The sequence below is a fragment of the Salmonella sp. SJTUF15581 genome, assembly GCF_043356775.1.
GTDB lineage: Bacteria > Pseudomonadota > Gammaproteobacteria > Enterobacterales > Enterobacteriaceae > Salmonella > Salmonella enterica.
The window spans coordinates 199,080-212,824 of sequence record NZ_JBEUJY010000002.1; the positions used below are offsets into that span (position 1 = coordinate 199,080).

A 13,745-nucleotide genomic window follows, 5' to 3' on the forward strand; every position below is an offset into this window, starting at 1 on the left:
AATATATTTGATGAATAACACATGGAAAAGTGTTCTTTGCCCAATAGCGTGCGGAGTGGGAATGCTTCTAAGCGCCTCCCCTTATAGCGCGTCAGGCAAAGACATCGAATTTAATACCGATTTCCTCGATGTAAAAAATCGCGATAACGTCAACATTGCACAGTTTTCTCGTAAGGGTTTTATTCTGCCAGGCGTCTACCTCTTACAAATTAAAATTAACGGACAGACTCTGCCGCAGGAATTTCCTGTTAACTGGGTTATTCCAGAACATGACCCACAAGGAAGTGAGGTTTGCGCAGAACCAGAATTAGTTACGCAATTGGGTATAAAGCCGGAACTCGCGGAAAAACTCGTCTGGATAACGCACGGTGAACGACAATGTCTGGCGCCAGATTCACTGAAAGGCATGGATTTTCAGGCTGACCTGGGACACTCCACGCTGCTGGTGAATTTACCCCAGGCGTATATGGAATACAGCGATGTCGACTGGGACCCACCCGCCCGCTGGGATAATGGTATTCCCGGCATCATTCTGGATTACAACATTAATAATCAGCTCCGCCACGATCAAGAAAGCGGCAGCGAAGAGCAAAGCATCAGCGGCAACGGGACGTTAGGCGCGAACCTGGGCGCATGGCGACTGCGGGCCGACTGGCAGGCCAGCTACGACCATCGTGACGATGACGAGAACACTTCCACCCTCCACGATCAGAGCTGGAGCCGCTACTACGCCTATCGCGCACTACCAACGCTCGGGGCCAAACTTACGCTGGGCGAAAGCTATCTCCAGTCCGATGTTTTCGACAGCTTTAACTATATCGGTGCCAGCGTCGTTTCTGACGATCAGATGCTGCCGCCGAAACTGCGCGGCTATGCGCCGGAGATCGTGGGCATTGCGCGCTCTAACGCAAAAGTCAAAGTCTCCTGGCAGGGGCGCGTACTGTATGAAACGCAGGTGCCCGCAGGACCGTTCCGTATTCAGGATCTCAACCAGTCCGTTTCCGGTACGTTGCACGTCACCGTGGAAGAGCAGAACGGTCAGACGCAGGAGTTTGACGTTAACACCGCATCGGTTCCCTTCCTGACGCGCCCCGGCATGGTGCGCTACAAGATGGCGCTGGGCCGCCCGCAGGACTGGGATCATCACCCCATTACCGGCACATTCGCCTCGGCGGAAGCTTCGTGGGGGGTCACCAACGGCTGGTCGCTATATGGCGGCGCAATTGGAGAAAGCAACTATCAGGCCGTGGCGCTGGGAAGCGGTAAGGATCTTGGCGTGGTGGGCGCGGTGGCGGTCGACATTACGCACTCCATCGCCCACATGCCGCAAGACGACGGGTTTGACGGCGAAACTCTGCAGGGTAACTCATATCGCATCAGCTACTCCCGTGACTTTGATGAAATCGACAGCCGACTGACCTTTGCCGGATACCGCTTCTCAGAAAAGAACTTTATGAGCATGAGCGACTATCTGGATGCGAAAACCTACCATCATCTCAATGCCGGTCACGAAAAAGAACGCTATACGGTCACCTATAACCAGAACTTCCGTGAACAGGGCATGAGCGCCTATTTCAGCTACTCACGCAGTACCTTCTGGGACAGCCCGGATCAGAGTAACTATAACCTGTCTCTTTCCTGGTACTTCGACTTAGGGTCGATAAAAAATCTCAGTGCGTCGCTGAACGGCTATCGCAGCGAATATAACGGTGATAAAGATGATGGCGTCTATATCTCGCTGTCTGTTCCCTGGGGCAATGATTCCATCAGCTACAACGGTACGTTTAACGGTAGTCAACACCGTAATCAGCTCGGCTATTCCGGCCACAGCCAGAACGGCGATAACTGGCAGCTTCACGTCGGGCAGGATGAACAAGGCGCGCAGGCAGACGGTTATTACAGCCATCAGGGCGCGCTGACGGACATCGATCTGAGCGCGGATTATGAAGAAGGATCGTACCGTTCACTGGGCATGTCGCTGCGCGGCGGCATGACGCTGACCACCCAGGGCGGCGCGCTACACCGGGGAAGTTTAGCGGGCAGCACACGTTTGCTGGTTGATACCGACGGCATTGCGGACGTCCCCGTTAGCGGTAACGGCTCGCCAACCTCAACCAACATTTTCGGCAAGGCCGTGATTGCGGATGTCGGAAGCTATTCGCGCAGCCTGGCGCGTATCGATCTGAACAAATTGCCGGAGAAGGCGGAAGCTACTAAGTCGGTTGTGCAGATCACGCTCACCGAAGGCGCCATCGGCTACCGTCACTTTGACGTGGTCAGCGGCGAGAAAATGATGGCGGTTTTCCGGCTGGCAGACGGCGACTTCCCACCGTTCGGCGCCGAAGTGAAAAACGAGCGCCAGCAGCAGTTGGGCCTGGTGGCCGATGACGGCAACGCCTGGCTGGCGGGCGTAAAAGCCGGGGAAACATTGAAAGTCTTCTGGGATGGCGCGGCGCAGTGTGAAGCATCACTCCCGCCCACGTTTACACCGGAGCTATTGGCCAACGCGCTATTGCTGCCGTGCAAAATGCTGGAAGGTCAGCCCCCCACCGCACCGCAGAAAAGTTCTCCGCTGCCTGCGCAACCGCTAATCCAGGAACATACGCAAACCGATGGCCAACCGGCCGCGCCGGTGGCGACAACCACTCAAACCCCGCCCATACCGCTGGCTGACAACCATGCGGTGAATCGCAAGGATAGGGAATAAAGGGAACCCGTAATGAACAAGACCAACCATTTTAAGCGCCAGGCGCTTATCGCTTCAGTATTACTGGCTGCGCCGCTGGTATCACACAGCGCGATTGTGCCGGATCGTACCCGCGTTATTTTTAACGGCAATGAAAATTCAATCACCGTCACGCTGAAAAACGGCAACGCCACTCTGCCCTACCTCGCACAGGCGTGGCTGGAAGACGATAAGTTCGCCAAAGATACCCGCTATTTTACCGCCCTGCCGCCACTGCAGCGTATTGAGCCAAAATCCGACGGGCAGGTTAAAGTCCAGCCGTTACCAGCCGCGGCTAGCCTACCGCAGGACCGGGAAAGTCTGTTTTATTTCAACGTGCGGGAAATTCCGCCGAAAAGCGATAAGCCTAATACGCTCCAGCTGGCGCTGCAAACGCGTATTAAGTTTTTCTACCGCCCGGTAGCCGTCGCCCGGCAGGTGGATAAGACGCACCCGTGGCAGACGAAGCTCACGCTGACCTACCAGGGCGATGGTGTGATCTTCGACAACCCCACACCGTTTTACCTCGTCATCAGCAATGCCGGTAGCAAAGAGAACGAAACCGCCTCCGGCTTTAAAAACCTGCTGATTGCCCCGCGTGAAAAAGTGACCTCTCCCATCAAAGGTGCCTCGCTCGGCAGTTCGCCGGTGGTGGGCTACGTCGATGATTACGGCGGCCATCGCCTGCTGGTTTTCACCTGCTCAGGGAATACCTGCAAGGTCAATGAGGAGAAAACCCGTGACGCTGAGAAGAAAGCGAATAAGTAATCCTGTGCGAAAGAGATCTATGACGATGTTGACTCGCTGGAAAATGCTGGTGCTGCTGTGCGGTGGATTCGTTGCCGGCACCGAGGCTGCCGGCACAAAAACCGTGCAACTGGAGCTGCATCTGGTCGTCACTCAACCACCGCCCTGTACGATAGGCGGCGCTTCCGTAGAGTTTGGCGATGTCCTGACCACCAAAGTTGGCGATGCTTCTCAAACGAAACCTGTGGGCTACAGCCTGAACTGCGATGGCAGAGCGAGCGACTATCTGAAGCTACAAATTCAGGGGACCACTACCACCATCAGCGGGGAGCAGGTTCTGCAAACTTCGGTTCAGGGGTTAGGCATCCGTATTCAGCAGGCGGGCAATAAGCAACTGGTTCCGGTTGGCATAACGGATTGGCTGAACTTCACCCTGAGCGGCAGCAATGGGCCGGAGCTGGAAGCCGTACCGGTTAAAGAGCCCACCACGCAGTTAGCGGGTGGCGATTTTAACGCCAGTGCGACGTTAGTCGTGGATTACCAGTGATGGAGAGATTCATAGTGAAAAGGGTGCTTATCCTGACGCTTTTAATCACCCAGTTTGCCTGCGCCGACAATTTGACCTTTCACGGCAAACTGATAAACCCGCCCGCCTGTACTATCAATAACGGTGAAACGCTGGAGGTCAGTTTTGGTAGCGTCATTATTGATAATATTGACGGCGTCAATTACCTGACCGAGATCCCGTGGACCCTTACCTGCGACAGCAGCTTTCGCGATGACGCATTAACTTTTACGTTGAGCTATCTGGGCACGGCGACGCCTTACTCCGCAAATGCCTTAACCACTAATGTCCCTGAACTGGGCATTGAACTTCAGCAGAACGGCACGGTGTTTCCTCCCGGCACGTCGCTAACCATCGATGAGTCATCGCTTCCCACACTAAAAGCCGTGCCGGTAAAACAGCCAGGTAAAGAGCCTGCCGAAGGCGATTTTGAGGCTTTTGCCACGTTACAGGTGGATTACCAATGAACCGTATTTTTCAAACTGCCGGGCATTTGATCGGAGGCGTAATGTTATGGGCGGTTTGCAATACGCTACCTGCCGCCACGCCTAATGTGCACTACAGCGGTAAGTTGGTTGCCGGCGCCTGTAACCTGGTAGTGGATAATGACACGATGGCGACGGTGGATTTTCATACTATTGGCAGTGACAATTTCGACGCCAGCGGACAAACGACTCCTGTTCCATTCACACTTAGCCTCCAGGATTGCAAAACAGCGCTAGCCAACGGCGTGCTGGTGACCTTTCAGGGCGTTGAAGACAGTACCCTGCCCGGACTGCTGGCGCTGGAGCCATCGTCGGAAGCCAGTGGTTTTGCGATTGGCGTGGAAACGGCTGCACAGCAACCAGTGAGTATCAATGCAACAGAGGGTACAGCTTTTGTGCTGAAGGAAGGGATTACCACCATCAACTTGCAGGCCAGGCTGCAAAAATACGCTGGTGAAGATGTTATGCCGGGGGAATTTAAGGGTACTGCTACCGTGAGCTTTGAATACCAGTAGGTATATGAACAAAAATCTAAAGCTCAAAAAAGATAAACCACATGATAATTTATAATCATTAACACTGCCATCACACTCCAGGATCCCTTCCTGTGGAAAGGATAAAACTAACTACGGATAAAAAGAAAAATGAAAAAGATATTTTGCGGTGTTGTTTTATACATTTTTTGCAACTTTAGTTATGCGGCCTTGATTGAGGTAAACCTCGGGGGAACATTAGTATTTAACAATCGTCTCTATGGTTCACTGTTTCCTTGTTCCACCGTTTGCAGCCTGGCACCTATAGAGTCAAATTATACCAATACTGGTACCGGAGACTACTATACTATTACGTCAACCCTTAGTATCCCTGCAGGATTAGAAATTGCCAAAATAGGGGATTATAGTGTTTCAGTTAGCCAAAACATTAATGTCACAAGCGTAAGTACTTGTGATAGCAAGCCCAGAATACCGACCGTATTCCCTACCCCGTGTCAAAGTAACAATCCAATCGATGTAGCTATTCCCTTAACTATTGATAAAGGCGCAGTAATCACACATAACACTATTAGAATAAGAGATACAAGACAAAGTTGGTTGAATGCGAGTAGCAGTGTAGGTTCCATACAATTAACTGGTGATATCACTGCAAGTAATATTACTTATGCAAGCGCAAACTCAATACGCGCTTCACTAAGCACCACCATAGGCAATGATATTAACTCTTCCATATCGATTAATGGTCCCACTGCAACAAGTCTTTATGGAACAGCCACCTATTTCACTGGCACTGAAACTGCATCAACAATGGACAGTAAATTAATACCCACTGCACTTGATGCTTCCTTTGATGGAGATATTATTACTCACAACATAGAAAAAAAGTATATTGGAAGCGCTGATAAACTAAATATCACATCTATTTATACTTTTAGCGATGGGAATCTATGCAGTGGCTATGATTGCATGTACACTAATGAAAATGCCAAAGTAAATGTTCAATGCCCTGATGAAAAAGCAACTTTAGAGTTTAAACCAGCATCGTATGTAAGTGGTGGTAATATAGGTAACCTAGTTGGTTCATGGGGAAATGTAAATATTGATACAACTTGTGCAATCACCGTTTTGATACCCTACGAATAAACACAGGAAAAATGATGACCATAAGCAAAAGAATCATAATTTCATTTATTCTATTTATGTGCTTCACCAACAATACATTTGGATCTGGATACGTTAAGATCAATGCCGAATTGAATGATATGGCAGGTAGATGGGCAGGCACAGTGATTTAACGTCGAAGGGAAAATCTTTCGTTTTGGTTGCACAGGGAACGCTTCGGCATACCAGAAAGGAGGTCAGCCCCTCACGGGATAGATCAGAAAATAGATCCAGAATTGCAGGGCGAAAAGAGTTAATGATGAGAAAAGATAAAGAATGAGGAAGCTTAGATCCAGACTCATAGCTAATTATTCATACAATAAATATTATAGTAATGAATGGAATTCAAAATAGGTGTTACGTATTTCAAAGACATAAAATCTTAAGCGATATCACATAGGGTATAACTTGTTTTTTAAATAAAAAGGCTATAACCAATTTACATGCTTACCAGCATCCTGATGCTGGCTCAGAATACGTATCACGATAACTTCCGTAACTGATTGTATAAAATAGATAATATGCCTTTCAAACGGTAAGGCATAAATGTATTCACCCAGTTCAGGTCGAGGCGTGCCAATGTTATTGGCACTCATAATGCTGAATATTTCTGATAGATGATTAATATATCGATCGGCCTTTATTTCGCCAAAATGCTGCCAGCCGTAATGCCAGATATTTTCCAGATCTTCACTGGCCTTTGGCGTTAATTTTACCATTCTCATCGGGTTTGATCATCCCTGTTTTGACCTTCCGTAAAAAGGCATCCTTTTCCCAGGCCTGCGGCTCTCCGCTGTTCAGACCTTCAGCCAGAAGTTCACGTAACGCCTGAAGTCGTGACTCGGCCTGTTTTTCCCTCAGCAGACGAAGAGACTCTCTGATCACTTCACTTTGTGTTCTGTAATCACCTGATTCTATGAGCGATTCAATAAACTCGCGCAGTTCATCGCCAAGATCAACGGTCATTGTTCTGGCCATAACAGCCTCCACTGTAAGTATAAATCTTACATAAGAGTACACTGGAAATGAAATGTACGTCAAAAACATACCCCATATCTCATGCTTATGGGGTTGCTAATGCGGCTTTGCTGAACGAGTAGCAAAGCCGCTACATGATTACTGTCTGGGGTTTACCCCCCGTGCAGTCGCCGTGCATCAATCACATCCGGCACCTGGTTCAGCTTACCGAGCACGCGGCCCAGCACCTGCAGGTTGTAGATCTCGATGGTCATATCAATGGTGGCGATCTGCTGTTTAATGTCGCTGCGGCTGGCGACGCCCAGCACGTTGACTTTTTCGTTAGCCAGAATGGTGGTGATATCACGTAGCAAGCCGCTGCGATCGTTGGCCTGGACGCGCACCACCAGCGAATATCCCGCCGAGTAGCTTTCGCCCCATACCGCCTCTACGATCCGCTCCGGCGCATGGGAGCGCAGTTCCGCCAGCTGTTCGCAGTCGGCCCGGTGCACGGAAATCCCCCGCCCCTGAGTAATGAAGCCGACAATTTCATCCCCCGGAATCGGCTGGCAGCAGCGGGCGATGTGGTGCATCAAATTACCCACACCTTCTACCACCACGCGCCCGTCGTCTTTACGACGATTTTGCGGCGCGTATGTTTTTTGCTGAAGCTGTTTCAGCGCCGCTGCATCCTGCTCCTCTGCACTCGGCTTATTGAACTGCGATTGCAGGAAATTCACCATCTGATTAAGACGGATATCGCCGCCGCCTATCGCCGCCAGCAACTCTTCCAGCTCATTAAAGTTGTAGCGCGGCAGCAGATGTTTCTCGGCCTCTTTCAGGCTAATCCCCAAATGCGCCAGCTCATCGTCGAGGATCTGCCGTCCAGCCAGGATATTTTTGTCACGGTCCTGTTTACGGAACCAGGCGTGAATTTTCGAGCGTCCGCGGCTGGTCGTCACATAGCCCAGGTTTGGATTCAGCCAGTCGCGGCTGGGATTCGGCTGCTTCTGAGTGATAATTTCAACCTGATCGCCCATCTGCAACTGATAGGTGAATGGCACAATACGGCCGCCAATCTTCGCGCCGATGCAGCGGTGCCCGACATCGCTGTGGATGTGGTAAGCAAAATCGAGCGGCGTAGATCCGGCAGGCAAGTCAACCACGTCGCCTTTTGGCGTAAAAACGTAGACCCGATCGTCAAACACCTGGCTGCGCACTTCATCCAGCATTTCGCCGGAATCGGCCATCTCTTCCTGCCAGGCGATCAGCTTACGCAGCCACGCAATTCTGTCTTCATGACCGGAACGCACGCCGCCGGACGCGGCGCCTTCTTTATACTTCCAGTGCGCCGCCACGCCCAGTTCGGCGTCTTCATGCATCTGTTTGGTACGGATCTGGATCTCAACGGTTTTACCGCCCGGCCCCAGGACCACGGTGTGGATAGACTGGTAACCGTTCGGTTTGGGGTTAGCGACATAATCATCGAATTCATCCGGCAGGTGACGATAGTGCGTATGCACTATCCCCAACGCGGCGTAGCAGTCCTGCAGACGTTCAGCGACAATACGCACGGCGCGCACGTCAAAGAGTTCATCAAACGCCAGATGCTTTTTCTGCATTTTGCGCCAGATGCTATAAATATGTTTTGGTCGTCCGTAGACTTCCGCCTGCACGCCTTCGTTTTTCATTTCGGCGCGCAGATGTCCAACAAACTCTTCGATGTAATGTTCGCGATCGAGACGGCGCTCATGCAGCAGTTTGGCGATGCGTTTGTATTCCGCCGGATGCAGGTAGCGGAAACAGTAGTCTTCCAGTTCCCACTTCAGTTGCCCGATGCCCAGACGATTAGCGAGCGGCGCATAGATGTTGGTACATTCTTTCGCCGCCAGCACGCGCTCATCTTCCGGCGCCTCTTTCACTTCGCGCAAATGAGCGATTCGCTCGGCCAGTTTGATCACCACGCAGCGGAAATCATCCACCATCGCCAATAACATTCGACGGACGTTATCAACCTGCTCCGAAGAAACAGAGTCGTTATGAGTGGCGTTTAGCTGACGGATCGCCGCCATATCGCGCACGCCATGAATCAGGGTAACGATAGATTTGCCAACGCTTTCGCGCAGTACATCTTCGCTGACTACGTTGGCGTCGGCCAGAGGGAACAGTAGCGCCGCCCGCAGCGTGTCGATATCCATACTCAGCGTGGAAAGAATTTCTACCATCTCCACGCCACGCCACAGCAACAGATCCGCATCCGGATGTCCTTGTGTCTGTTGCAGGCAATACGCCCAGGTTTCGGCTAAGCGCTCACACGACTGCTGGCTGGAAATTCCCAGGCTTGCGATCCACTTCTTCGGATCAAATTCACCAGCTTTATTAATATGTGCACTTCTTACCGCGACCATCGTCCTCTCCTTAAGGGACCAGGCCTACCGAAGTCGGTAAGCCGGTAATCATTACATGCGCTCGAACAGAACCATTGATTCCAGATGTCCTGTGTGCGGGAACATGTCGAGCATCGCTAAACGCGTAACCTCATATCCCGCATTGACCAGCGCTTCACTATCGCGCGCCAGCGTCGCCGGGTTACAGGATACATAAACAATGCGAATAGGTTTTAATTTTATAATATGTCGCATCACTCCTGTAGCCCCCGCACGCGCAGGATCGAGTAAGACTTTGTCAAAGCCGTTTTTCGCCCACGGCTGCTTCGTGACATCTTCCTCCAGGTTCTCATGGAAGAATGTCACATTATGTAAACCATTGCGGATGGCGTTTTCACGGCCTTTTTCTACCAGCGCCGGAACGCCCTCAACCCCAATCACGCTTGCCGCGCGCGTTGCCAGCGGCAGCGTAAAATTCCCCATTCCGCAGAACAGATCCAGGACACGATCCTCGGCGCGCACATCAAGCCACTCCAGCGCGCGGGCGACCATTTGCTGGTTTACCGCCTCATTAACCTGAATAAAGTCTCGCGGACTGAAGGCTAAACGTAAGCCGTGCGAATCATACCAGGGCGCTTCGCCAGATACCGTTTCCAGTATCTCGCTAAACGGCGCCAGAAACAGAGACAATCCCTCAGAATGCGAAAAGCGTTCCAGTTTTTCTTTATCCGCCGCACTTAATGGCGCGGTATGGCGCAGAATCATCAGCGTACCGCTTCCCGCCTGTACCAGCTCAACATGCCCAAGATGTCGGGTGCCGTGTAAACTCGCCAGACACGCCCTGATTCTGGGCAGCAATGCTGCAAGCTGGGGCGCCAAAACAGGGCACTGTTCGACATTGACGATATCGCTGGAACCCGCTTTGCGAAATCCCATTTGCAGCGGTTTATCCGGCGGGCAATTCAGACTTAACCGCGCACGACGCCGATAACCCCAGGGCGCGCCGGCGATGATGTCATTCACCTCGTGTTTCATCAAACGCGCCAGCGCCGCGCTTTTGCTGCGTTGTTGCAGGGCGATGCTGACATGCTGTTGCTGACAACCGCCGCAGACGCCAAAATGCGGGCAGCGCGGCGTTTCTCGTTCCGGGCTATCATTCAAACGGCGCGAAACGCGTGCGCGGGCAAATTGCTTTTTATCTTCTGTAATAATGACTTCTGCGCTTTCCTCAGGCAATAAACCGGGGATAAACAGCGCCTTTCCGTTATGACGGGCTACGCCCTGACCAAATGAATCGAGGTCATTGACTTTAACGGTTATGATCTGACGCGTCGTCACGCGCCGTTTTGCAGAGTAGAATTGCGCCATCGACCAGGTTTTTCTCAATTTAACAGTGTGACCCTAATTGTCCCATAACGGAACTCCATGACCAACTACAGCCTGCGCGCACGCATGATGATTCTGATCCTGGCCCCGACCGTCCTGATAGGTTTGCTGCTCAGTATCTTTTTTGTAGTGCACCGCTATAACGACCTGCAGCGTCAACTGGAAGATGCCGGCGCCAGTATTATTGAACCGCTCGCCGTCTCCAGCGAATATGGTATGAACTTACAAAACCGGGAGTCTATCGGCCAACTTATCAGCGTCCTGCACCGCAGACACTCTGATATTGTGCGGGCGATTTCCGTTTATGACGATCATAACCGCCTGTTTGTAACGTCTAATTTCCATCTGGACCCCTCACAGATGCAGCTTCCCGCCGGAGCGCCGTTTCCACGTCGTCTGAGCGTCGATCGCCACGGCGATATTATGATTCTGCGCACCCCGATTATCTCGGAGAGCTATTCGCCGGACGAGTCAGCGATTGCCGACGCAAAAAATACCAAAAATATGCTGGGGTATGTGGCGCTTGAACTGGATCTCAAATCGGTCAGGCTACAGCAATACAAAGAGATTTTTATCTCCAGCGTGATGATGCTTTTTTGTATTGGCATTGCGCTGATCTTTGGCTGGCGGCTTATGCGCGATGTCACCGGGCCTATCCGTAATATGGTGAATACCGTTGACCGCATTCGCCGCGGACAACTGGATAGCCGTGTGGAAGGATTTATGCTGGGCGAGCTGGACATGCTGAAAAACGGCATTAATTCCATGGCGATGTCGCTTGCCGCCTATCACGAAGAGATGCAGCATAATATCGATCAGGCCACTTCAGACCTGCGTGAAACCCTTGAGCAGATGGAAATCCAAAATGTTGAGCTCGATCTGGCGAAAAAGCGCGCCCAGGAAGCGGCGCGTATTAAGTCGGAATTCCTGGCGAACATGTCGCACGAACTGCGAACGCCGCTGAACGGCGTCATTGGCTTTACCCGCCTGACATTAAAAACGGAGCTGAATCCCACCCAGCGCGACCATCTGAACACCATTGAGCGTTCTGCGAATAATCTGCTGGCGATCATTAATGACGTGCTCGACTTCTCCAAGCTGGAAGCCGGTAAGCTCATTCTGGAAAGTATCCCTTTTCCACTGCGTAATACGCTGGATGAAGTGGTTACGCTGCTGGCCCACTCGTCGCATGATAAAGGGCTGGAGTTGACGTTAAATATTAAAAACGACGTCCCGGATAATGTGATTGGCGACCCGCTGCGCCTGCAACAGGTCATTACTAATCTGGTGGGTAATGCCATTAAGTTCACCGAGAGTGGCAATATCGACATTCTGGTAGAAAAGCGGGCGCTTAGTAACACCAAAGTACAGATTGAAGTGCAGATCCGCGATACGGGGATCGGCATTCCGGAACGCGACCAGTCGCGACTGTTTCAGGCGTTTCGCCAGGCCGATGCCAGTATTTCTCGCCGTCACGGCGGCACCGGGCTTGGGCTGGTGATTACGCAAAAGCTGGTCAACGAAATGGGCGGGGATATCTCTTTCCACAGCCAGCCTAATCGCGGCTCGACCTTCTGGTTTCATATTAATCTTGATCTTAACCCAAATGTCATTATTGACGGGCCGTCGACCGCGTGCCTGGCCGGGAAACGGCTGGCTTATGTCGAACCGAATGCTACCGCCGCGCAATGTACCCTGGATCTACTGAGCGACACGCCGGTGGAGGTGGTTTACAGCCCGACCTTCTCCGCGCTGCCGTTAGCGCACTACGATATTATGATTTTGAGCGTTCCGGTGACCTTCCGCGAGCCGCTCACCATGCAGCATGAACGTCTGGCGAAAGCGGCGTCAATGACGGACTTTCTACTGCTGGCGCTACCTTGCCATGCGCAAATTAACGCCGAAAAGCTGAAACAAGGAGGCGCGGCGGCCTGTCTGTTAAAACCATTGACGTCAACGCGCCTGTTGCCAGCGCTGACGGAATATTGCCAGTTGAATCACCATCCTGAACCGCTGCTAATGGATACCAGTAAAATCACCATGACGGTTATGGCGGTTGATGATAATCCCGCCAATCTGAAACTTATCGGCGCGTTACTGGAAGATAAAGTCCAGCACGTAGAGCTTTGTGATAGCGGACATCAGGCGGTGGATCGGGCGAAACAAATGCAGTTTGATCTGATTTTGATGGATATTCAGATGCCGGATATGGACGGCATACGCGCCTGCGAATTGATTCACCAGCTTCCTCATCAGCAGCAAACACCGGTTATTGCCGTTACGGCACATGCGATGGCCGGGCAAAAAGAGAAGTTGCTCAGCGCGGGCATGAACGACTATCTGGCTAAACCGATAGAAGAAGAGAAGTTGCATAATCTGTTGCTGCGCTATAAACCCGGCGCCAACGTAGCAGCGCGTCTGATGACGCCGGAACCGGCTGAATTTATCTTCAATCCGAATGCGACGCTCGACTGGCAGCTTGCGCTCCGCCAGGCTGCCGGTAAGCCCGATCTGGCGCGGGATATGCTGCAAATGCTGATTGATTTTCTGCCGGAAGTGCGCAACAAAATTGAAGAACAACTGGTGGGAGAAAATCCCAACGGTCTGGTCGATCTGGTCCATAAGCTACACGGGAGCTGCGGCTATAGCGGCGTACCGCGGATGAAGAACCTTTGCCAGCTTATTGAGCAACAGCTTCGCAGCGGCGTCCACGAAGAGGAGCTGGAGCCTGAGTTTCTGGAGCTGCTGGATGAGATGGATAATGTCGCGCGTGAAGCGAAGAAGATATTAGGATGATATTCGCCGGATGGCGGCGTGACCGCCTTATCCGGCCTATAA

At 51.8% G+C, this 13,745-nt stretch carries 11 protein-coding genes; 7 read left to right on the forward strand and 4 right to left on the reverse strand.

Annotation, left to right across the window (positions count from 1 at the left end; translation table 11 throughout):
* Nucleotides 1-10: 10 nt before the first annotated feature.
* From ABVN36_RS04465 to ABVN36_RS04490, 6 genes are all read left to right on the forward strand, one after another.
* Entirely contained in the window at nucleotides 11-2,707 is a 2,697-nt protein-coding gene (locus ABVN36_RS04465; protein WP_071591283.1) for a fimbrial biogenesis outer membrane usher protein, read from the forward strand.
* A gap of 12 nt (nucleotides 2,708-2,719) precedes the next feature.
* Nucleotides 2,720-3,493: a fimbria/pilus periplasmic chaperone gene (locus tag ABVN36_RS04470; protein WP_001044459.1), complete on the forward strand. Its 774-nt coding sequence runs from the start codon at nucleotides 2,720-2,722 to the stop codon at nucleotides 3,491-3,493.
* A 19-nt stretch (nucleotides 3,494-3,512) separates the two neighbouring features.
* Nucleotides 3,513-4,019, forward strand: coding sequence for a fimbrial protein (locus tag ABVN36_RS04475; RefSeq protein WP_000178264.1), 507 nt, complete (start codon nucleotides 3,513-3,515; stop codon nucleotides 4,017-4,019).
* 14 nt (nucleotides 4,020-4,033) lie between these two features.
* Nucleotides 4,034-4,504: a fimbrial protein gene (locus ABVN36_RS04480; RefSeq protein ID WP_000832396.1), complete on the forward strand. Its 471-nt coding sequence runs from the start codon at nucleotides 4,034-4,036 to the stop codon at nucleotides 4,502-4,504.
* Entirely contained in the window at nucleotides 4,501-5,037 is a 537-nt protein-coding gene (locus ABVN36_RS04485; protein WP_023138788.1) for a fimbrial protein, read from the forward strand. The genes ABVN36_RS04480 and ABVN36_RS04485 overlap by 4 nt, the downstream gene beginning before the upstream one ends.
* Nucleotides 5,038-5,166: 129 nt before the next feature.
* On the forward strand, nucleotides 5,167-6,159 hold the full coding sequence (locus tag ABVN36_RS04490; RefSeq protein ID WP_139760046.1) for a hypothetical protein: 993 nt from the start codon (nucleotides 5,167-5,169) through the stop codon (nucleotides 6,157-6,159).
* Between the two features lie 446 nt (nucleotides 6,160-6,605).
* Here ABVN36_RS04490 and ABVN36_RS04495 read toward each other — a convergent pair whose 3' ends face one another.
* The 4 genes from ABVN36_RS04495 to rlmD form a co-directional block, all read right to left on the reverse strand.
* Complete coding sequence (locus tag ABVN36_RS04495; RefSeq protein ID WP_015633101.1) at nucleotides 6,606-6,902, reverse strand: type II toxin-antitoxin system RelE/ParE family toxin; 297 nt, start codon at nucleotides 6,900-6,902, stop codon at nucleotides 6,606-6,608.
* Entirely contained in the window at nucleotides 6,868-7,224 is a 357-nt protein-coding gene (locus tag ABVN36_RS04500; RefSeq protein ID WP_000480218.1) for a type II toxin-antitoxin system ParD family antitoxin, read from the reverse strand. Before ABVN36_RS04500 ends, ABVN36_RS04495 begins: the two co-directional genes overlap by 35 nt.
* Nucleotides 7,225-7,307: 83 nt before the next feature.
* On the reverse strand, nucleotides 7,308-9,542 hold the full coding sequence (gene relA / locus ABVN36_RS04505) for a GTP diphosphokinase (protein WP_000226841.1): 2,235 nt from the start codon (nucleotides 9,540-9,542) through the stop codon (nucleotides 7,308-7,310).
* 51 nt (nucleotides 9,543-9,593) lie between these two features.
* The gene (gene rlmD, locus ABVN36_RS04510) at nucleotides 9,594-10,889 is read right to left on the reverse strand and encodes a 23S rRNA (uracil(1939)-C(5))-methyltransferase RlmD (protein WP_000046849.1); all 1,296 of its coding nucleotides are present in this window, start codon (nucleotides 10,887-10,889) and stop codon (nucleotides 9,594-9,596) included.
* A gap of 57 nt (nucleotides 10,890-10,946) precedes the next feature.
* Between rlmD and barA the strand changes: the two genes are divergently transcribed.
* Nucleotides 10,947-13,703, forward strand: a complete 2,757-nt coding sequence (gene barA, locus ABVN36_RS04515) for a two-component sensor histidine kinase BarA (protein ID WP_023138787.1) — start codon at nucleotides 10,947-10,949, stop codon at nucleotides 13,701-13,703.
* The last annotated feature ends 42 nt before the right edge of the window (nucleotides 13,704-13,745 follow it).

What these genes read in the sequence shown, in the direction of transcription:
- ABVN36_RS04500 (WP_000480218.1), bottom strand. Translation starts at nt 7,224, where the DNA reads ATGTTTTTGACGTACATTTCATTTCCAGTGTACTCTTATGTAAGATTT.
- ABVN36_RS04485 (WP_023138788.1), top strand. Translation starts at nt 4,501, where the DNA reads ATGAACCGTATTTTTCAAACTGCCGGGCATTTGATCGGAGGCGTAATG.
- ABVN36_RS04495 (WP_015633101.1), bottom strand. Translation starts at nt 6,902, where the DNA reads ATGAGAATGGTAAAATTAACGCCAAAGGCCAGTGAAGATCTGGAAAAT.
- ABVN36_RS04475 (WP_000178264.1), top strand. Translation starts at nt 3,513, where the DNA reads ATGACGATGTTGACTCGCTGGAAAATGCTGGTGCTGCTGTGCGGTGGA.
- relA (WP_000226841.1), bottom strand. Translation starts at nt 9,542, where the DNA reads ATGGTCGCGGTAAGAAGTGCACATATTAATAAAGCTGGTGAATTTGAT.
- barA (WP_023138787.1), top strand. Translation starts at nt 10,947, where the DNA reads ATGACCAACTACAGCCTGCGCGCACGCATGATGATTCTGATCCTGGCC.
- ABVN36_RS04470 (WP_001044459.1), top strand. Translation starts at nt 2,720, where the DNA reads ATGAACAAGACCAACCATTTTAAGCGCCAGGCGCTTATCGCTTCAGTA.
- ABVN36_RS04490 (WP_139760046.1), top strand. Translation starts at nt 5,167, where the DNA reads ATGAAAAAGATATTTTGCGGTGTTGTTTTATACATTTTTTGCAACTTT.
- ABVN36_RS04465 (WP_071591283.1), top strand. Translation starts at nt 11, where the DNA reads ATGAATAACACATGGAAAAGTGTTCTTTGCCCAATAGCGTGCGGAGTG.
- rlmD (WP_000046849.1), bottom strand. Translation starts at nt 10,889, where the DNA reads ATGGCGCAATTCTACTCTGCAAAACGGCGCGTGACGACGCGTCAGATC.